Below are 19526 nucleotides of genomic sequence, written 5' to 3' on the forward strand. Positions count from 1 at the left end.
CGGGGCTACGGACGGCTCGCTGAGCACTCCGAGACGCTGATCACGTGGGCGGCCATCACGGGACGACGCCACCCTGCCGGGTGCCTCGGTCAGTTGGCGCGGCGAGTTTTGACTCCGTCGGCCTCGAAGTCGTAGATGGTCTTGTTGATCCGCAGGCCGTCGACAGCGCCGATCCAGATGTGGTCGCGGCCCTTGCCCACCGCGGCGGTGTAGATGGTCGGCCGCGCGCCGCCGTCGTTGAGCGCGGTTTTCAACTGCGAGAAGGTGCACAGGGTGGTCTGGTTGCAGCCGGTCGCGACCCCCGCGGCGCCCGTGAGGAACCACAGGCCGGTCGTGGTGGCATCCAGGTAGGAACTCCAGCGGTTCGTCACCGGGGAGGGGTCCGGCACCCACACCGCCGTGGAGTAGGTGGTCGGAGTCGCGGTGAGGTGCGGATGGATCTCGAACCTGATGTTCGGCAAGTTCCCGGGGCCGCCGTAGGAGACGTTCTCGGCGGTCTGGAAGACGTGGAAACCGACCTTGTTCAGTCCCAGTACCGGGTCGCCGTAGAAGTCGACCTCGTTGCCGAAGTCGACCTTCTCGCTGGGCGGGTTGAGGGAGGTGGAGTTGTTCGCTACCTCGATGCCGAGGCTGCCCCGTCCGTAGGGCGGCCTCGCGGAGGGGCCCGATACGCCGAACGAGCCGAACGGGCCGTTCCGCAAGGCGGCGACGGGAGAGCCGATCGTGTTGCGGGTGATGATGCCCCAGTGGTCCGAGCTTCCCCGGATTCCGTCGGTGACGGCGGATGCCGATCCCGGGACGGCCGAGGCGGCGATCGCGACCAGCGCTGTGACCGCAAGCGTCACTTTCCGCTTCACACCAAAGCGAGCCTTCACGCTCACTCCTTTCGTGGTTGATGCAAGGGCAGGACGGGCGCCCGAGCCGGGCCCTGCGTAGCGCACGCCACGGTAAGGACTCTGAGTAGCGGAACTGGCCACGACGCACCTGTGACGTAGGGCGATTAATCCCCATGGTGGAGCGAACGATTGATCCGTTCATGTCCGTGGATCTGCTTGCCGTCCAAACGGTCGGGCCGTCCAACCGGTTGGGCCGGCCGTCGGCGGGGCGGCCACCACCGACTGGGCTGATCGCCGGCCCTTCGTCGGTGTCCCGACATCCAGGCCGGCGCTGCAGGCCGGCTGTCAGGAATCTCCCGGCTTCAGTCAGGAGTGCACGTCAACGGCTCTGATCAACCCATTCCAGCCGCATCGGCGGCAGAAAGTCCCGTACATATGTGCGGTGCCAGCACGCGCCCGTCTCGCGCAGCTCCCGCCAGGTCGTGTAGCGATAGCGGTAGAGGCGGGCGCGGACGTACCGGGGTGGAGTGTCCGCCGGGAACGGGGAGCGGCGCAGCAGCCGTAGTGTGTCGCGGTCGTTCTCCAGGAGCCGTTCGACCAGACCGGTGAACCACGAAGCGGCGTACGCGGGGGAGAGCGCCGCGAACCACATCAGCCAGTCGAGCCGCAGATGGTAGGGCGCGAACTGGCGTGGCCAGTAGCGGGTGGCGCCGGGCTTGCCCTTGAACTCGTACTCCCGCCAGTCCGAGTCCTCGCGCGGCAGGGCGTCCGCCGTGCCCTCGACGATCACCTCGTGGCGGATCCGGCTGACGCTGCCGAACGCGCCGTAGGTGTTGACCAGGTGGAGCGGGTCGAAGGAGCGGTTCATGACCTGGCGCCGGGAGACGAGATTGCGGGCGGGGCGGTAGCTGAGCACGACCAGGCCGGTGGCGACGGCGAGCACCACGATCTCGTACCAGAGGGGCGGGCCGGACACCCGCGGGGGAGTGGTGGGGAACTCGACCGCCGACAGGGCCAGCACGATCGTCGTCCAGTTCAGCCAGGAGAAGTTGCCGGACAGGACCAGCCAGAGCTGGGTGAGGATCATCAGCGAGGCGGCGGCCGTCGCGATCGGCTGCGGGGTGAACAGCAGGACGGGGACGACGAGTTGGGTGACGTGGTTGGCGGCCACCTCGGCCCGGTGGAAAGGCTTCGGGAGATGGTGGAAGAACCAGCTCAGCGGGCCCGGCATCGGCTGTGTCTCATGGTGGTAGTCCAGGCAGGTCAGCTTGCGCCAGCAGGCATCGCCGCGCATCTTGATCAGCCCGGCGCCGAACTCCACCCGGAAGAGCACCCAACGCAGCAGAAAGAGGACCACGATCGGGGGAGCGACCTCGTCATTGCCCAGGAAGACGGCGAGGAAGCCGACCTCCAGGAGCAGGGACTCCCAGCCGAACGCGTACCAGGTCTGGCCGACATTGACGATGGAGAGGTACATCGCCCAGGGCGCGACCCATAGCAACATGGCACCCCAGAGCGGTAGTTGTTGATCCAGGCCCGCGATCAACGCCACCGACACCGCACAGCCCGTCCAGCACCACGCCGCGAAGAAGCGGTCCGAGTAGCGCAGCTGGAACACGCTCGGCGCGTTGCGGAAGGGTACCCGTGCCACGAAATGGGGCACCGGGAGCATCCCGCGCTCCCCGATCAGCGCGCGGAACTGGAGCGCCGCGCCCAGGAACGCGGCGAGATACACGACGGCCAGCACCCGCTGGAAGACCAGCCGGCTCAGCCAGTACTCGGGGGCGATGAACCACTCCACGACAAGGCGCTCCTCTCCCTCCCATTGTGACGCTGGGTGACCGTCTCGGCTTGCGTAAGCCAACTGGGCGACGCAGACAATAGCGGACGAAACGTCCCGGGGGTGAAGGGAGGGGCACCAGCGTCACGATCATCGGCGGCGGTCTGATCCCCGGCGAGTCGTCCTCCATCGAGGGCATCTTCGACGCGGCGGCCGACGTCCTCGACGGCCGAGCCCCCGCGCGGCCGGAGAGAAGGCCCCTGCGCGCCCGGGAGAAGTCGAATAATCGGGCAAATGCTGGCAAGGTAGCCCCATGGTTGATCGGGGAGCGAGCGCCCTGTCACTCCCGGACGACTGGCCCGCCCACCCGGATCCGATCCTGGCGCTCAACCGCATGGGCAGTTTCGACTGGGACCTGGACACCGGTCTGATGCAGATGGACGCCCAGGCCCACGAGGTCTTCGACCTGCGCCCCGACGAATACGACGGCCGCCCCGAGACGCTGTCCACGCGGGTGCCCGCGACCGAGGCCGGCCGCATCGACACCCTGGTCTCCCAGGCACTCAAGGACGGCAGCGAGAACTACGGCGCCTACTTCCGCATCCGCTGCCGGGACGGATCGTCACGCTGGACGCACACCCAGGGCTACATCCGCCGCGACGAGACGGGCCGCCCGCGCCGGATCATCGGCATCGTCCGCGACGCCACCCAGGAGCTGAGCGAGAGCGCGGCGCGCCGCGAGCAGGCCGCCCAGGACGAGGCCCGGCGTCAGCAGACGAACGTCGTGCAGGTCACCACGGCGGCGCTCGCGCACGCCCGCACCGTCCAGGACGTCATCGACGTCCTCAAGGACTCCCACGGCCTCACCCACCTCGGGGCGACGAGCCTGGTCATGGGCCTGGTGGAGGCCGGACGCATCCGGCTGGTCGCCGAGGGGCCCGAGGGCAGCTTCGTGGCCGGCACCCGGGTCACCCGTATCGACGAGCAGTACCCGATGAGCGAGGTCGTACGCACCCTCGCGCCGCGCTTCATCGAATCCCCGGAGGACTTCGCCGAGTCGTACCCGCTGCTGTGGCCGAACATCACCGACCTGGAGATCACCTCGGCGGCTTATCTGCCGCTCATCGCGCAGGCCCGCCCCATCGGTGCGATGGGCCTGCTCTACAACGACCGGCGCGGTTTCTCCGCGGAGGACCGCAACGTCCTCGTCGCGCTCGGCAGCAGCATCGCGCAGAGCCTGCAGCGGGCCATGTTCTACGAGCAGGACAAAGACCTCGCGCAGGGCCTCCAGCAGGCCATGCTGCCGCGTTCCATCCCCAGTGTGCCCGGCGCCGACATCGCGGTCCGCTACCGCTCCGCCTCCCTGGGCCGGGACATCGGCGGCGACTGGTACGACCTGATCCCGCTGCCCGGCGGGCGCGTCGGTGCCGTCATCGGCGACGTGCAGGGCCACGACACCCACGCCGCCGCCGTCATGGGCCAGCTGCGCATCGTGCTGCGTGCCTACGCCACCGAGGGCCACACCCCCGCCACCGTGATGGCCCGCGCCTCGGTCTTCCTGCACGAGCTCGACACCGAACGCTTCGCGACCTGCCTGTACGCGGAGTCCGACCTGTCCACCGGTGTCGTCCAGCTCGTGCGGGCCGGCCATATCGATCCGCTGATCCGCCAGACCGACGGCAGCTGCCGCAGGCTGCCCGTCGAAGGGGGGCTGCCGCTGGGCCTGTCCGCCGAGTTCGGGCGCGTCGAATACCCGGTCGACACGTTCGAGCTGGATCCCGGCCAGACCCTGCTCCTGTGCACCGACGGCCTTGTCGAGGAGCCCGGCGCCGACCTCGACGAGGGCATGTACACCCTCATGGAGCTGATCCGCTCGGGCCCGGACGACGTGCGCGACCTCGCCGACCTGCTGATCGACGTCGCCGAGGAACGCGGTGGCGACGACGATGTCGCCCTGCTGCTCCTGCGCCGTCGCGGCGCCGGCCCGCAACAGTCCGGCGGGCGGCTCCAGCAGCATGTCGCGCCCGGCGACCCCGAGGCGCTCATCGAGGCCCGGCACATGATCCGCGCCGCGGTCCGCGCCTGGGGCGCCCAGGAGCGCACCGACGAGATCGAACTGGTTGCCGACGAGCTGATCACCAACGCCCTCATACATACCGAGGGCGCCGCGATCGTCACCCTGCGGGTCCTCACGGGCCCCGACCGCAGGCTGCGCGCCGAGGTGGAGGACTGCTCCAGCGCCCTGCCGCGCCGTCGTGAGGCCGGCGAGTCAGGCGTCTCGGGGCGCGGCCTGCTGCTGGTCGACCGGCTCACCGACGTCTGGGGCGTGGAGGCCCGTGGTCGGGGCAAGTGCGTGTGGTGCGAGTTCATCGTCCGGGAACGGGACTGACCACCGGCGCGCCCGGGGTGTGCGCCAGGGACGGGCGACGTTCCGGGTGGTGTTGTCGGTGCCGGGTGGCACCCTGGAGCCATGCCGGAACTGCCGGAGGTCGAAGCGCTCAAAGACTTCCTCGCCGACCATCTCGTCGGCCGCGAGGTCGTGCGCGTGCTGCCCGTCGCCATCAGCGTCCTGAAGACGTACGACCCACCCGTCACCGCCTTCGAGGGCCGTGAGGTCACCGCCGTGCGCCGGCACGGCAAGTTCCTCGACATCGAGGCCGACGGCCTGCACTTCGTGACGCATCTGGCCCGCGCGGGCTGGCTGCACTGGAAGGACACGCTGCCCGACGGTCCGCCCCGCCCCGGCAAGGGCCCGCTCGCGCTGCGTGTCGCCCTGGAGACCGGAGAGGGCTTCGACCTCACCGAGGCCGGCACCCAGAAGAGACTCGCGGTGTACGTCGTACGGGACCCGGCAGAGATCCCGGGCATCGCCCGACTCGGCCCCGACCCGCTCGCCGCCGACTTCGACGAGGCGCGGTTCACCAAGCTCCTGGAGGGTGAGCGGCGTCAGCTGAAGGGCGCGCTGCGCGACCAGAGCCTGATCGCGGGTGTGGGGAACGCGTACAGCGACGAGATCCTGCACGCCGCCAAGATGTCCCCCTTCAAGCTCGCCGCCTCGCTGACCCCCGAGGAGACGAGCCGTCTGTACGAGGCGCTGCATGCCACGCTCACCGAGGCGGTGGAGCGCTCCCACGGGCTGGCCGCCGGGCGTCTCAAGGCGGAGAAGAAGAGCGGTCTGCGGGTGCACGGCAGGACGGGCGAGCCGTGCCCGGTCTGTGGCGACACCATCCGCGAGGTCTCCTTCAGTGACTCCTCGCTGCAGTACTGCCCGACCTGCCAGACGGGCGGGAAGCTGCTGGCGGACCGCCGGATGTCCAGGCTGCTCAAATAGCCCCCGGTCACCGGGACTCGACCGTCACCAGGTGCTCGCCGTCCGTCGTGCGCACCTCGAACCGGCTGATCTCCTCGGAGTGGAGCGCGGCGCCGCCCTGCATCGTGGTGGCCGCGCCGTCGTGCGCGGACCCCATCCAGCTCGTCACCGTCTCCTCCGAGCCGTCCTTGCCGACGGCGACGAGCTGACAGGGGCGGCCCCCGGCGTCCTTGACCTTGACGTCGACCTCGCTGCCCCAGACCCGGTCCTGGGTGGTGATCTGGGCCCACACACCGGTTTCCACGTCCGTCGCGGCGACCTGGGTCGACGGGTCGCCGTTCGCCGTCACGATCGCGATCGCGGGCCCGCCCGCCGCGAACACCACGGCGGCGGCCACCGCGTACAGCCAGCGCCTGCGCCCGGCCCGATGCCGCGCCGCCACCTCGCTGAGCAGCCGGTCCAGCAGCCGGGGCCCGGGGCCGGCGAAGGGGTGCACGGAGCGCGGGGTGGCTCGCCGGTACAGCATCAGCTGTCGCGCGGCGGACCGGAACTCACTCACGTGCGCCGTGCACTGGGGGCACTCCATGAGGTGATCCTCGAAGCGGAATGCCTCCGCCTCGTCCAGCACGCCGAGCGCGTAGGCGCCGACGTCTTGATGCCGTTCCAGGGACCTCATACCGAATACCGAATCCTCGTGGCGATGGTGCGGGGTGGGAGTGGTGTTGCTGTTGCCCACCCGTACGCACCGGAGCCACGAATCACTCAAGACCCGTACCGAATCGAGACCAAGACATTCGGAGCGAGAGGGCCCGCGGATTGGTGCGAGCTCAGAAAAAAAAGTTGCTCAGAAAACTTGTTCGGAGAGTGACCGGTCGTGGCGGTCAGAAGAGGTGGATCGCCAGATGCCCCAGTGGCAGCCCCAGCTGCCAGGCCGGTGTCCACACCTTCGGACCGTCGTCCTCGCCCGGGACCGGGCCGCCACCGGGCACGGCGTCCAGGTCGGGGGCGAGCAGTTCGGTCTCCTCCAGCCAGCGCCAGGCCGCCGTCGCCAGTTCCAGGTCCGGGGCGGGGCCGCCGGACTCGACCGCCTCGGCCGCGAGGCGGGCCATGTGCTCGCGCACCCAGTCCTGCCACGGTTGGTCGTACGCCGTCAACGAAAGCCAGGTCTCCAACTGGGTGACGACCCGGATGCCCGAGAGCTCGCCTTCCGTGTCGGAGAGAAAGATGGTCAGCGCCAGGGCGTCGCGCCCGGCGCGGAACTCGAAGGACGTGGGCGGCATCAGGTCGCCGGTCCGCAGCAACTCGTCGGCGATGTACTCGGCGTACAACCACGCCATGGGGACCGTGAGTTCCCCACCGCCGGCGCCGTCCGTGCTCTCTTGACCTCTGTGCAGCATCCCTTCCGCCTTCCTCCGGTTTGCGTGCGCGTCGCCCGACCCGGGCCCCAACCCGGAAAACGGATGAGGACAGCTGATTGCTCAACCATGGTCCTCAGCAAGGCGCTTTACGGAGGCTTGACCCGGCCTTGGGTTTCACCGCAGGTCGGCCGCGTAACCCGGAAGAACCCGGCGCAGGGCGCGCAACGCGTAGTACGCGCGCGACTTCACGGTACCGGGCGGAATTCCGAGCGCCGCGGCAGCCTCCGCCACACTCGCCCCCTGGAAGTACACCTGCACCAGGACTTCACGGTGCTCGGGAGTGAGTGTCTTCACAGCCTCCCGCACATCGAGCGTCGCCGCCGACCTTTCGGCGTGATCCGCACAGACCCGCGCACTCTCCAGCACCGCGTCCCCGACCTCCGGCGGACGCGCCTGGCGGGCCCGCCGAGCGTCGATCGCGAGCCGCCTTCCGACGGTGAGCAGCCAGGGACGCACGGAGTCGAAGTCGTCGGCGCGCAGCGCCTCGGGATGCTGCCAGGCGCGTACGAACGTCTCCTGCACCAGGTCCTCGGCGCGCTGCCGGTCGCCGTCGCAGAGCCGTAGGAGCAGGGCGAAGAGGGGCCGGCCGTGCTCGCGCTGCAGCGCGGCCAGCTCATGCTCGGCGGTCGTCTTGGTGGTGGTTCCGGCCGTCATGGCCTGTATGCCAGCGGGTGCCGCTCCGCTCGGACAGGGCCGGGACACGGGTCTGCGGTGGGCGGTCGATGCCGTCGGTGAACGGCGCGGCGAACGGTTCAGCGGGCTTCACCCAAGGCCCTCGTATCGCCCCAACGGGCTTGTCCGCGAGCGCCGGACGGGCGAGAGACGTGCGTTGCTCCTTGACTCCGGCGCTCCCAAGTACGTGGATTCATATGACTTCGTACTTAAATATGACCGTATCGGGGTTCGGCATGATCACACGTAGACGACAGGTCACTCTGGCTCTCACGGCCGTGCTCGTAGCCGCCGCGGGCTGCCAGGCCGCTCAGAAGCAGTCGGCGCCGCAGTCGGCGCCGCCTGGCAATAGCGGACCGCCACCGGCACCGTCCCCCGCCGCCGCGCGCGGCTTCACCCTCGTCGCCTCCGGTGACGTACTGCCGCACGCCTCGGTCGTCGCGCGGGCGAACGCCGACGCGGGCGGCGTCGGGTACGACTTCCGGCCGATGTTCGAAGCCGCGAAGCCTCTGGTCGGCGGCGCCGATCTGGCGATCTGTCACATGGAGACCGTGTACGGCGCCGTCGGCGGTGCCGACGCCGCCCAATCCGGCTTCCCGGCCCCGACCTTCAAGTCCCCGCCGCAGGTGGCCGATGGGCTCGCCGCGACCGGCTACGACGCCTGCTCCACCGCCTCGAACCACGCCCTGGACGACGGCGCCGCGGGTATCCAGCGCACCCTGGACGCACTCGACCGCGCGGGCGTAAGGCACGCGGGAACGGCACGCACCGCGGGCGAGGCGGGCGCGGTCACCCTCCTGCGCGCGGGCGCCGCCACCGTTGCCCAGCTCGCTTACACGTACGGGACGAACGGCTTGCCGATGCCCGTGGGCGCGCCCTGGGCCGTCAATCTCATCGACCGCGACCGGATCCTCGCGGATGCCCGGGCCGCCCGGAAGGCGGGCGCCGATGTGGTCGTCGTATCCCTGCACTGGGGCACCGAATGGCAGGACGAGCCCGATATGCAGCAGGTGACCCTGAGCAGGGAACTCACCGCCTCCCGCACGGACGGGCGGCCCGACATCGATCTGATCCTCGGCACGCACGCCCGTGTTCCACAGGCGTACGAGAAGGTCAACGGCACCTGGGTCGTCTACGGGATGGGTGACCAGATCGCGGGCGAGATGTTCAACTACCAAGGCGTCCGGGACTCGCGGGGCAACGAGAGCACCCTCGCCCGGTTCACCTTCGCCCCTCCGACCGGCAAGGGCGCCCGCTGGGAGGTCACGAAGGCGGAGTTCGTGCCGCAGTTCTTCGACATCGACGCCGGGCGCGTGGTCAACCTCAACACCGCCCTGGCGCTGGGGGCCGACGTCGGCGGCGTACGTGACCGGATCCGGGACGTCGTGCTCAGCCGCGGCGCGGCTCAGGAGGGGCTGATGATGGGGCAGTGACCCCACCGGCCCGTACTCCGTACGACGCACCACGTACTACGGGACGACCGTGACCGGCCAGCGCCCCGCCTTCACCAGCCGGACCGCCACCGACCCGATGATCCTGTGCCCCGCCTGTTCGGAGGCACCGACCACCACGGCGTCCGCCTTGAGCTCGTCCGCCGCCGTCACCAGGCCGTTGTAGGGGTCGCCACGGAAGGTGTGGAACTCCCAGCGCATCGAAAACATGTCCTTGGACCGCTCGGCGTACTCCCGGACCTGCGCGACGAGGTCCTCGGCGATCCGGTCGGTCGTCTCGGCGACCGGTACCCCGAGCGCCGCCCCCGCGGCCATGACGGGCTGGACGTAGACGAGGGCGAGCAGCGCGCGCTGCCGCCTGGCAAGCCCGGCGGCGTAGGCCGCGGCCCGCAGCGACGAGTCGGAGCCGTCGACGCCGGCGACGATGACCTTGGGACCGTCCGTGCCACGTTCGAACCGCTGCGCGGGTTGCTGTTCCGTCACAGGGCCGAGGCTATCGGAATTCGCAGGTCCGGGAGCCGGGCGGGTCCGAACCGGATACAGCCCCCGCTGCCCCCGTGACCGCTCGACGGGCGGGTCCGCCCGGCTCTTCCTACAGTCGAAGCCATGAGTGCCCCCGTGGAGGCCCGCGCACCGAAGGACACGAAGGGCCCGATACGGCCGTCCCGAGGCGGCCTCCTCAGCAAGGTGCCCCAAGGCTTCGCGGCCTTCTTCGGCGTCCTCGCCCTGCTCTGCGCCCTGCTGGCGTTCTTCGCACCCCTGCGCCGCCTGCTGCGCCCCGTCGTCGACTTCCTCGACCTGCTGACCGTCCCGGTCAGCGCCAACCTCGCGTACGCCGTCTTCCTCTTCCTCCTCGCCGCCGCGACCGCGGCCCGCAAGAAGGTCGCCTGGTGGCTGGTGGTCGCCTACCTCGGCCTGCTCGTCCTGTTCGACGTCATCGGCCTCGCGATGGGTCTGTACGCCCAGTCGCTGCCGTCCTTCGTCGTCTGCGGGCTCGCCCTGGTGCTCCTGATCGTGGCCCGCCGCGAGTTCTACGCCGACTCCCGGCAGGGCGCCGTGTGGCGGGCCCTGGCCGTGCTGCTGGCCGGGCTCGGCGTGGCGATCCTGGTCGGCTGGGGGCTGGTCGAGCTGTTCCCGGGCACACTGCCGCGCGGCCAGCGGCTGCTGTGGGCGGCCAACCGGGTCTGCGGCGGACTTGTCTCCGGACGTTCGTTCGACGGGAGTCCGCCCCGGGGGCTCTTCTTCGTCCTCGGTCTCTTCGGCGCCCTCGCCCTGCTCAACGCCGCCGCCACGCTCTTTCGCTCCCAGCGCCTGGAAGCGGGCCTGCACGGCGACGAGGAGGCCCGCATCCGCGCCCTGCTGCACAGGTACGGCGCCGACGACTCCCTCGGCTACTTCGCCACCCGCCGCGACAAGGCCGCCGTCTTCTCGCCCAGCGGCAAGGCGGCCGTCACCTACCGCGTCGAAGCCGGAGTCTGCCTCGCTGGCGGCGACCCGGTCGGCGACCGCGAGGCCTGGCCGCACGCCATCGACGCCTGGCTCGACGTGGCCCGCCGGCATGCCTGGGCGCCCGCCGCCATGGGCGCCTCCGAGGACGGCGCCAAGGCCTTCGCGCGCGCCGGGCTCGGCGCGCTCCAACTCGGCGACGAGGCGATCCTGCACGTCGCCGACTTCGACCTGGACGGTCGCGACATGCGCGTCACCCGGCAGGCCGTACACCGCGTGCGGCGCACCGGCGCCACCTGCCGGGTACGCCGCCACGCCACCCTCACCGACGAGGAGATGAAGGAGATCGTCGACAGGGCCGACGCCTGGCGCGACACCGAGACCGAACGCGGCTTCTCGATGGCCCTGGACCGGCTCGGCGACCCCCTGGACGGCGACTGTCTCCTCGTCGAGGCCCGGGACGCCGACGGCAGACTGCTGGCGCTGCTCTCCTTCGTGCCCTGGGGCAGGGACGGCATCTCCCTCGATCTGATGCGCCGTGACCGCGGCGCTCCCAACGGCGTCACGGAGTTCATGGTCGCCGAGGTGTGCGCGGCGGCCGGGAAGTTCGGCGTCCGTCGTATCTCCCTCAACTTCGCGGTGTTCCGCTCGGTCTTCGAGGAGGGCGCCCGCATCGGTGCCGGGCCGGTGCTCCGGCTCTGGCGCAGGCTGCTGCTGTTCTTCTCCCGGTGGTGGCAGCTGGAGGCCCTGTACCGGTCCAACGCCAAGTACCACCCCGCGTGGTACCCGCGCTTCATCTGCTACGGCGAGACCGGCGCCCTCGCCCGCATCGGCCTGGCGTCGGGCATCGCCGAGGGCTTCGTCTCCGTGCCCTCGCTGCGCAAGCTCTGGAGCAAGGGCCACCCGAGGGCCGGACCCGCACCGGCGACCATCGAAAGCCTGCCCCCGCTGTCGGCCCTCGGCCTCGACGGAGGGGCCGAGGCCGACGATCCCATCGCGGGCCTGCCCGAACAGATCCGCGTCCGGCACCACAAACTCGACCGGCTCCGCGCTGCCGGCATCGACCCCTACCCGGTGGGCATCCCACCGCGCACCCATACCCTCGCCGAGGTCCGCGGCGGCGGACAGCGGGTGACCATCGCCGGACGCGTCATCCTCGTACGCGACTTCGGCGGCCTCGTCTTCGCCGTGCTGCGCGACTGGTCCGGCGACCTCCAGATCGCCCTCACCCGCAAGGATTCCGGCCCCGCGCTGGACCGGTTCCGCAAGGACATCGACATCGGCGACCACATCGTCGCCGACGGCCTCGCCGGCGTCAGCGACAAGGGCGAGCTCACCGTCTTCGTCACCGACTGGCAGCTCACCGGCAAGTGCCTGCGCCCTCCGCCACGTTCTCGGCTTCGCTCGAACAGGGGGGACCCCCATCCCGACAAACGCCGAGGCCTGGCCGGCCCCGAGGCGAAGGTGCGCCGCCGCTACCTCGACCTGGTGACCAGCCCCGACGCCCGCCAGGTCGTACGGGACCGCTCCACCGAGGTCCAGGCGCTGCGCCAGGGCCTGCTCAACCGCGGTTACCTCGAGGTCGAGACCCCGATTCTCCAGCAGATCCACGGCGGCGCCAACGCGCGCCCCTTCACCACCCACATCAACGCCTACGACCTGAACCTCTATCTGCGCATCGCACCCGAGCTCTACCTCAAGCGACTGTGCGTCGGCGGTCTGGAGAAGGTCTTCGAGATGGGACGCACCTTCCGCAACGAAGGCGTCTCCTACAAGCACAACCCCGAGTTCACGATGCTGGAGGCCTACCAGGCGTTCGCCGACTACGACGTGATGCTCGACCTCGCTCGCGAACTGATCCAGGAAGCCGCGACCGCCGCCTTCGGCGCGCCGATCGCACACAAGGACGGCACCGAGTACGACATCTCCGGGCCGTGGCCGGTCACGACGGTGTACGGCGCGGTGTCCGAGGCACTGGGGGAGGAGGTCGACGCCGACACATCCCTGGAAAACCTGTTGCGGCTGTGTGACCGCGCGGGCGTCCCGTACACAGCGGACGACGGACGCGGTGATGTCGTCCTGGAGATGTACGAACGGCTGGTCGAGGAGAGGACCCGGCTGCCGACGTTCTACAAGGACTTCCCGACCGACGTCTCCCCGCTCACCCGACAGCACCGCACCGACCCGCGCCTCGCCGAACGCTGGGACCTCGTCGCCTTCGGCACCGAACTGGGCACCGCCTACTCCGAGTTGACCGACCCGGTGGAGCAGCGGCGACGGCTCACCGCGCAGTCACTGCTGGCCGCCGGGGGCGACCCCGAGGCGATGGAACTCGACGAGGACTTCCTCGACGCGCTGGAGTACGCGATGCCGCCCACCGGGGGTCTCGGAATCGGGGTCGACCGGCTCGTCATGTTCCTGACGGGGCTGACGATCCGCGAGACACTGCCGTTCCCGCTGGTGCGCCGTCGCTGAGCTGGTCCCATCGGGTGCTTTGCTGAGGTCGCGCCGGTGTTGCTCAGTCGCGCCACCCCGCACATGGGTGACTGATGAATCATGAAAAACGATCAGCTGCTCACGCGGCGCCGGGCGTTGATCGCCGGCGCGACCGTCCTGGGGGCGGCCGGGGTGGCGGGCACGGCACGCGTCCTCACCGCCGAGCCGGCCGAGAGCCCGGCGCGAAACGCCCCTGCGGTCGCGGGCCCGCAGGCTCGCCGGGCCCTCAAGCCCTCTGCCTACCGCCTCCAGCCGGTGACGGGATACGGCCCGCCGCGCAGCGCACTTGCGCGGCCCGTGGTCCGCCACGAGCCGATTCTGAGCATGTCCGGGCGTGGCCGCAGCATGGTGCTGACCTTCGACGACGGCCCCGACCCGCGCTACACCCCGGACATCCTGCGCACCCTGCGCGAGCACGATGTGCGCGCGATGTTCTTCGTGTGCGGGGGGATGGCCGTCGACAACAAGGACCTGCTGAGCGAGATGGCCGACGAGGGGCACATCGTCGGCAACCACACCTGGAGCCATCCGCTGCTGATCCAGCTCTCGCGCTCCGAGATCCGCTCCGAGATGGAGCGCACCAGCGACGTCATCAAGGACGCCTACGGCGAACGGCCCGTCTGGTTCCGCGCGCCCTACGGCGCGTGGAACCGCGCGACCTTCCAGATCGGCGCCGACCTGGGCATGGAACCGCTGGCCTGGACGCTCGACACTCTCGACTGGACCAGCCCGGGCACGCGCACCATCATCGACCGGGTGGAGAACGGCGCCGGACCGGGCGTCGTGGTGCTCTCGCACGACGCGGGCGGCGAACGCTCGGAGAGCGTACGGGCGTTGCGCGACTATCTGCCCCAACTGCTCGATTCCGGCTATCACATCACTGTGCCGCGACGGCGCTACGCCTGAAGCCTCCCGAAAGGGTGACGGGCTTTCGCCCGCCCTGCCGAGGAACACTCAGTGAACCTCGACCAGGCGGGCGAACACCACGACGTTTCCGTCGTAACCGTTCTGTTTGGAGAAACCACCCCCGCAGGTGATGACCCGCAATTCCGGGGTGCCCTTGCTGCCGTATACGCGATCACCGGGGAAGCTGTTCTTCTCGAAGACCTCGATGCCGTAGATCTCGAATGCCGCGATCTTCCCGTCCTTTCGCTGCACCTCGACCCGGTTTCCCTTTTTGAGGGCGCCGAGGCCGTAGAAGACGGCGGGACCGCGCAGGTTGTCCACATGGCCCACGACCACGGCTGTGCCCTTTTCGCCGGGCGAGACCGCGCCGGTGAACCAGCCCGCGAGATTCGGGTCGTCGGGCGGCGGCGCGTCGACCCACCCGGCCGAGTCCAAACCCACCGGCACGACCGGCGCGTCGACCTGGATCGCCGGGATCCGGACCCGGTCGACGACGGAGTGCGGCAGCGCGCTCGAGAAGGTGGTGCCTGGGGTCCGGCTGTCCGCTGCCGCCGCAGACGCGGGCTGCGGAGGGCCGACATCGAACTCACCGGAACCATTCCGAATGAGTGCGAGGCCGGTCAGGAGAACAAGCGCTATGACACCCCACGGGGCACGCTTCCGCTGCCGCTCCTCCTCTTCGGCCAGTTCGGACGAAGACATTCGCCATCCCCTCTCGACGCGGCCGTCGCCGCGTCCGTCGCGCATACGAGAACGCTAAGTGCCGCCCGCCCGGACGGCGACGGGGCACGGGCGAACGGGTGGCCCCGCGCAACCGTGGTGCGCCATCCGAGTTGACGAGCACAGGAATTTTCTGACGGTCCGTGACCTGCGACAATATCCGATTGTATGGAATTCTCTCGGCGTGTCCTCTCACCAGGACGGACCATTCTCGAAATGCGGCCCTGTGCACGGCATCTGAGGGTCTGTCTGGGAGGCGCTTTCTCGCCGATCAACCGGGGACGGTTCCCGGGGCGTCTTCCGCGGAGGATCACATGCGTACAACTCGTGCCCTGGCGGTCTCTGCCGCCGCGGTCGCCGCGGTGGGGCTCGCCGCGCCCGCGGCCACGGCCTGGAACGAACCGAGCAATATCGTCGCCATGCCCAGCGTCATCGCGCAAGGCGGGCAGCTGACCGTCACCGTGGACGGGGACGCGTGCCAATACCAAGGCAGCGCGGTCTCGTCACCGGTCTTCCGCACCACCTCGCTGCGCCGGGTCAGCGGCAACACGTCCACCGCGACGGTCACCATCGACCGCAACGCGCGGGCGGGGACGTACGACATCGCGGTCCGCTGCGGCGGAGACCGGGCGTTCACCCGCTCCCGCGCCTTCACCGTCATCGGCGGCGTCCGTGGCGGTCTCGGCGGCAGCAGTTCCCCGCGGGCGACGCCCACCGACATGGCGATCGGCGGCGGGCTCGTGGGCGCGGCTCTCCTCGGTGGCGGGGCGTTCTGGGTGCGCCGCAGGTCCGAGCGGCGGACCTGACCGGGCGTGCCCGTCGGGCGCGCACCTGACAGCACTTCGCCCCGGACCCTGCCGGGAGGGTCCGGGGCGATGGGCGATGGTCGGTGCGTCGCGCCGTCCGGAGTCGTCGTCGGCGGTGCGGCGGCGCGACAGGTACCACGCGGCACCCACGGAAGCGCCGATGAGTGCGGCCCCCAGACCGATCTCCTTCAGGTCGAAATCGCCGACGCTGCCCCCGGCTCCGGCTCCGGCTCCGGCTCCGGCCCTGACGCCCTGTTGCGCGGGCACAGGCAGGGGCACCTGGGTCGGGTCGCTGTCCTGGCGGCCGGTGGTGAGGGTGAGATCGGTGTGCTCGCTCTCGTCGCCGCACTGGAACGTCACCTCGTACACGGCACCGGGCTGGGCGTCCCGGTCGACCGTGGCCGCTGCGGACGACTGCCCCCTCGGGATGGTGACCGCGTCGAAGACTTCCGAGGAGACCCTGGCGGTGGAGTCGCAGTCCTTCACGTTCAGACGGACCTGGCCGCCCGCCACGACGGTCGACGGCTGCACGTCGAAGCCGAACGAGGTGATGTTGCTGTCCCCGCTGCCGCTGTCGTCGTTCTTGGCGGCGGCGGCGGATACGGAGAAGATCAGGGCGGTCACGCCCAGCAGTGCGGCCGAAGCGACGCGTATCGCGCGCATGGTGAGCCTTTCGGTCCCCGAGGAGCCTTGCTGCGGATCTTTTCCGCCTGCGCCTGAAATGCGCCTCGATGACCGGAACGCTAGGAAAGGCGGGGCGGGGGCGCGATCGCAGTGGCGCGAACGGGGCAACCGTATGGGCCGCACGGGGGACGGCGTACGTGCAGTCGGGGGACGGACGCGGCGTGGCGTCCGTCCCCCGGATGAGGGGTCCCGCTGAGGAACCGTTACGGACAGTCCGTCACCCCGGAAGGTGCGGGAACAGCTCCTTGAACGGTTCGGCGGAGGCCGTGATCCCCCGGCTGTAGGGCGCGTCGAAGTCCCAGATCAGGAAGAGCAGAAAGGCGATCAGGGCCGAGAAGAGCCCGGCGAGGATCAGCTCCCGCCTGGTGCGCCGGATCTGCAGCGCGAAGACCATCCCGATCGTGACCACCGCGCCGGTGATCAACCCGAACCACACCACGCCCGGCATGGTCGCCCCGGTGGAGCCGGCGCGGGAGGCTCGCGCCGCGTCGGCCATGGTCACCTGGTCGACGAGCGGCTGGTAGGCCTGGGCCTCGAAGTCCGTCCTCGGCTCGTAGTCGGTGACGTCCTGGCGGATCCGGTCGAAGAGCCGGCCGCCCTCGGCGGTCACCTTGCCGTGGTCCGCCATGACCTTCCACTCGGTGCTGACGACGTGGCCGACATACGTGTTGACGTCACCGCGGATGCGATCCCGCACGTCCGGCGGGTAGACGCGGACCCGCTCCGAGATCTCGTGCAGGGCCTGGGCCTCCGTCTGCACATGGTCCTGGGCCACACCGCGCGCCTCCCACACACCCGCGATGGCCAGGCCCAGGACGATGGCGTACACCACGCCGATCATCATGGTCATGTACTCGATCACGTCCGGGGTCTCGGACGGATCCTCGTCATCGGGAGCCGTGCGATGGCGTACGAGGGTCACGACGAGGACGACGAGCATCGCGGCGGCCATCGCGAGAACGAGAACAAGCCATTCCGACAAGGATGCCTCCAGGGGTCAGCGCGGACGCAGTGCCGCGACGGCGAGCAGCGCGGGCACGGTGACGAGCAGGGTGAGCGAGACCAGGGGCGGCCCGCTGCGGGGAGAGTGCTTGCGTGCCGTGGGGCGGTACGCGGGATAACTCACCGGGGTCGGCGACGGCTTGGGGCGCGCCTTGTGTGTGGGAGAGGGTTTCGGCGTAGGCGTAGGCGTAGGCGTAGGCGTCGGAGTGGGCGCCGGCCGCGGCGCCGCAGCGGGGGGCCGTGGCGTCGGTGAGGCGGGAGGAGGAGGCGGTGGCGGCTGGGGAGCGGGAGGCGGCGGTTTCGGACGGGGCCTGGGCGGGGGCGCCGGGGGCGGTGGTGGCGGCTTCGGAGTGGCGGACGGGCTCGGGGGCGGTGGCGTCGGGGTGGGCGAAGGCGTGGGCGGTGGCGGCGTCGGGGTGGTGCAGAAGCCGTCACCGGCGACCGCCACCGCGTCCGTGCCCTCCGGGCCGACCGAGGCGTACGCGCAGGAGTCGGCGACAGCCGTCGAGGTCGGCGCTCCGCCGAGGAGCCAGGCCAGCGTCAGCAGCGCCAGTACCCGTATGACGAGGGCGGATTGGGTCCGCTGTGGTCCATGCACGACGAAGATCATGGGCCGTAGCGCGCCCAGGCACGCCGGAGTGGCGTGGTATTGCCCCGAACGAGGGAGTGCGGGGCCGGGTGGTTTGACGGTCGTGTCACAGGGTTCGGAAAGATTTTTGTGCGTCGGTTGAACAGATCGGCCACCCCCGCCCGTACCTAGGGTCATGCGACGCGGCGCAGTAGGGCGCTGCAACATCTATAGCGAATAGTGGGAGTTACCCAATGAAGAACTCCTGGCGGAGCGCCTCACTCGTAGCGTCAGCTGCGGCCGTGCTCGTGCTCACGACGGCGTGCGGTCAGGAAAAGGGCACCACCCAGTCGACCGGCAGCCAGAACGTGGGCGCCGCGGCGGCTGCCAACGGTTATGGCCAGGGCACCAGTAGCAGCACCACCTCGCCGAACGACGCCGGCGCGGCTCAGCAGGGCGCCGCCACCGAGGCGGAGACCGCGGGGCAGCTCGCCGTCGCGGAGAGTGCGGCGCTTGGCAAGGTTCTCACCGACAGTGCCGGATTCACCCTGTACCGCTTCGAGAAGGACACGCCGGAGCCGCCCAAGTCGAACTGTGACGGCGACTGCGCGACGGCCTGGCCGCCGGTTCCCGCCGACGGTGTCACCACCGCCACCGGTGTGGACAAGGCCCTGCTCGGCGAGGTCATCCGCGCGGACGGCACCAAGCAGCTGACCATCGGAGGCTGGCCGATGTACCGGTACGCCAAGGACACGAAGGCCGGTGACACCAACGGCCAGGGCGTGGGCGGCACTTGGTATGCCTCCGCTCCCGATGGCAAGAAGGCGACCCTGGCGGACCTGCCGGGCCTGTCGACCCGTGACGACCCGAAGCTCGGTGAGATCGTCGTCGACAAGAACGGCATGACGGTCTACCGCTTCATGAAGGACGAGGCCTGGCCGAAGCCGGTGTCCAACTGCGTCGGCGCCTGCCTCGAGAAGTGGCCCGTCATCGCCCCCGTGGCCGCCAACGACACCAAGGGCGTCCAGAAGAAGGGCCTCATGAGCTTCACGAGGTCGGACGGCGCCAAGCAGATGACCGTCAACTGCTCGCCCATCTACACCTTCGCCGGTGACAAGGCTCCCGGTGACACCAACGGTCAGGGCGTGGGCGGCACGTGGTACGCCGTCGCGCCCGACGGAAAGGCGGTCGGCGCGCCGGAGTAGTGGATCACCTCCCCAGGGTTGATCGCATCCATCGCCCGGACAGACGGAACGCGGAAGGGAGTGGACCAGAGCAGGCAAGTGTGCCGGACGAACCAAGCAGCGCGCGTGACCCAGGTCCGCCCCCTCCGCACCGCACGGAGGGGGCGGACCGCTCGGCGTGGACGGACCGCTCGGCGTGCGGGGGCCACCGGGTGTGCGGGGGACCACTCGGTGTGCGCGGGTGCAA

Annotated in this window: 16 protein-coding genes; 7 read left to right on the forward strand and 9 right to left on the reverse strand. The window is 70.2% G+C overall.

Annotated elements, in window-relative coordinates; genetic code table 11:
• Positions 1 to 89: 89 nt before the first annotated feature.
• Entirely contained in the window at positions 90 to 875 is a 786-nt protein-coding gene (locus tag AB0D57_RS25620; protein WP_362077342.1) for a hypothetical protein, read from the reverse strand.
• Positions 876 to 1215: 340 nt separating this feature from the next.
• Positions 1216 to 2637 carry a lipase maturation factor family protein gene (locus AB0D57_RS25625; RefSeq protein ID WP_362077345.1) on the reverse strand — a complete coding sequence of 474 codons (1422 nt, stop codon included), beginning with the start codon at positions 2635 to 2637 and terminating at the stop codon, positions 1216 to 1218.
• A gap of 292 nt (positions 2638 to 2929) precedes the next feature.
• On the opposite strand from AB0D57_RS25625, the gene AB0D57_RS25630 reads away from it, so the two are divergent.
• Complete coding sequence (locus AB0D57_RS25630) at positions 2930 to 5005, forward strand: SpoIIE family protein phosphatase (RefSeq protein WP_362077348.1); 2076 nt, start codon at positions 2930 to 2932, stop codon at positions 5003 to 5005.
• A gap of 81 nt (positions 5006 to 5086) precedes the next feature.
• Positions 5087 to 5947, forward strand: coding sequence for a DNA-formamidopyrimidine glycosylase family protein (locus AB0D57_RS25635; RefSeq protein ID WP_362077351.1), 861 nt, complete (start codon positions 5087 to 5089; stop codon positions 5945 to 5947).
• Between the two features lie 7 nt (positions 5948 to 5954).
• Here the strand turns inward: AB0D57_RS25635 and AB0D57_RS25640 are convergent, their stop codons facing one another.
• From AB0D57_RS25640 to AB0D57_RS25650, 3 genes are all read right to left on the reverse strand, one after another.
• A complete protein-coding gene (locus tag AB0D57_RS25640; protein ID WP_362077354.1) occupies positions 5955 to 6602 on the reverse strand; it encodes a zf-HC2 domain-containing protein in 648 nt (215 codons plus the stop codon).
• 205 nt (positions 6603 to 6807) lie between these two features.
• On the reverse strand, positions 6808 to 7323 hold the full coding sequence (locus AB0D57_RS25645; protein ID WP_362077356.1) for a hypothetical protein: 516 nt from the start codon (positions 7321 to 7323) through the stop codon (positions 6808 to 6810).
• 135 nt (positions 7324 to 7458) lie between these two features.
• Positions 7459 to 7998, reverse strand: coding sequence for a sigma-70 family RNA polymerase sigma factor (locus AB0D57_RS25650; protein WP_362077358.1), 540 nt, complete (start codon positions 7996 to 7998; stop codon positions 7459 to 7461).
• A gap of 254 nt (positions 7999 to 8252) precedes the next feature.
• On the opposite strand from AB0D57_RS25650, the gene AB0D57_RS25655 reads away from it, so the two are divergent.
• Positions 8253 to 9449 (forward strand): CapA family protein, encoded by a 1197-nt coding sequence (locus AB0D57_RS25655; RefSeq protein ID WP_362077361.1) that lies wholly within the window; start codon positions 8253 to 8255, stop codon positions 9447 to 9449.
• 36 nt (positions 9450 to 9485) lie between these two features.
• Here the strand turns inward: AB0D57_RS25655 and AB0D57_RS25660 are convergent, their stop codons facing one another.
• Positions 9486 to 9950 carry a universal stress protein gene (locus AB0D57_RS25660; protein WP_362077364.1) on the reverse strand — a complete coding sequence of 155 codons (465 nt, stop codon included), beginning with the start codon at positions 9948 to 9950 and terminating at the stop codon, positions 9486 to 9488.
• 123 nt (positions 9951 to 10073) lie between these two features.
• On the opposite strand from AB0D57_RS25660, the gene lysX reads away from it, so the two are divergent.
• Together lysX and AB0D57_RS25670 are read left to right on the forward strand one after the other, a co-directional pair.
• Positions 10074 to 13388 carry a bifunctional lysylphosphatidylglycerol synthetase/lysine--tRNA ligase LysX gene (lysX, locus tag AB0D57_RS25665; protein ID WP_362077367.1) on the forward strand — a complete coding sequence of 1105 codons (3315 nt, stop codon included), beginning with the start codon at positions 10074 to 10076 and terminating at the stop codon, positions 13386 to 13388.
• A gap of 81 nt (positions 13389 to 13469) precedes the next feature.
• Positions 13470 to 14315: a polysaccharide deacetylase family protein gene (locus AB0D57_RS25670; protein WP_362077370.1), complete on the forward strand. Its 846-nt coding sequence runs from the start codon at positions 13470 to 13472 to the stop codon at positions 14313 to 14315.
• Positions 14316 to 14363: 48 nt separating this feature from the next.
• Here AB0D57_RS25670 and AB0D57_RS25675 read toward each other — a convergent pair whose 3' ends face one another.
• Positions 14364 to 15017, reverse strand: a complete 654-nt coding sequence (locus tag AB0D57_RS25675; protein ID WP_362077374.1) for a class F sortase — start codon at positions 15015 to 15017, stop codon at positions 14364 to 14366.
• 332 nt (positions 15018 to 15349) lie between these two features.
• Between AB0D57_RS25675 and AB0D57_RS25680 the strand changes: the two genes are divergently transcribed.
• Positions 15350 to 15841: a hypothetical protein gene (locus tag AB0D57_RS25680; RefSeq protein ID WP_362077377.1), complete on the forward strand. Its 492-nt coding sequence runs from the start codon at positions 15350 to 15352 to the stop codon at positions 15839 to 15841.
• 901 nt (positions 15842 to 16742) lie between these two features.
• Here AB0D57_RS25680 and AB0D57_RS25685 read toward each other — a convergent pair.
• Both AB0D57_RS25685 and AB0D57_RS25690 read right to left on the reverse strand, forming a co-directional pair.
• Positions 16743 to 17507, reverse strand: a complete 765-nt coding sequence (locus tag AB0D57_RS25685; RefSeq protein WP_362077380.1) for a hypothetical protein — start codon at positions 17505 to 17507, stop codon at positions 16743 to 16745.
• A gap of 15 nt (positions 17508 to 17522) precedes the next feature.
• On the reverse strand, positions 17523 to 17651 hold the full coding sequence (locus AB0D57_RS25690; protein WP_362077383.1) for a hypothetical protein: 129 nt from the start codon (positions 17649 to 17651) through the stop codon (positions 17523 to 17525).
• A gap of 698 nt (positions 17652 to 18349) precedes the next feature.
• Between AB0D57_RS25690 and AB0D57_RS25695 the strand changes: the two genes are divergently transcribed.
• Positions 18350 to 19300 carry an SCO0930 family lipoprotein gene (locus AB0D57_RS25695; protein ID WP_362077386.1) on the forward strand — a complete coding sequence of 317 codons (951 nt, stop codon included), beginning with the start codon at positions 18350 to 18352 and terminating at the stop codon, positions 19298 to 19300.
• The last annotated feature ends 226 nt before the right edge of the window (positions 19301 to 19526 follow it).

It is taken from the genome of Streptomyces sp. NPDC048275 (assembly GCF_040652275.1).
GTDB lineage: Bacteria > Actinomycetota > Actinomycetes > Streptomycetales > Streptomycetaceae > Streptomyces.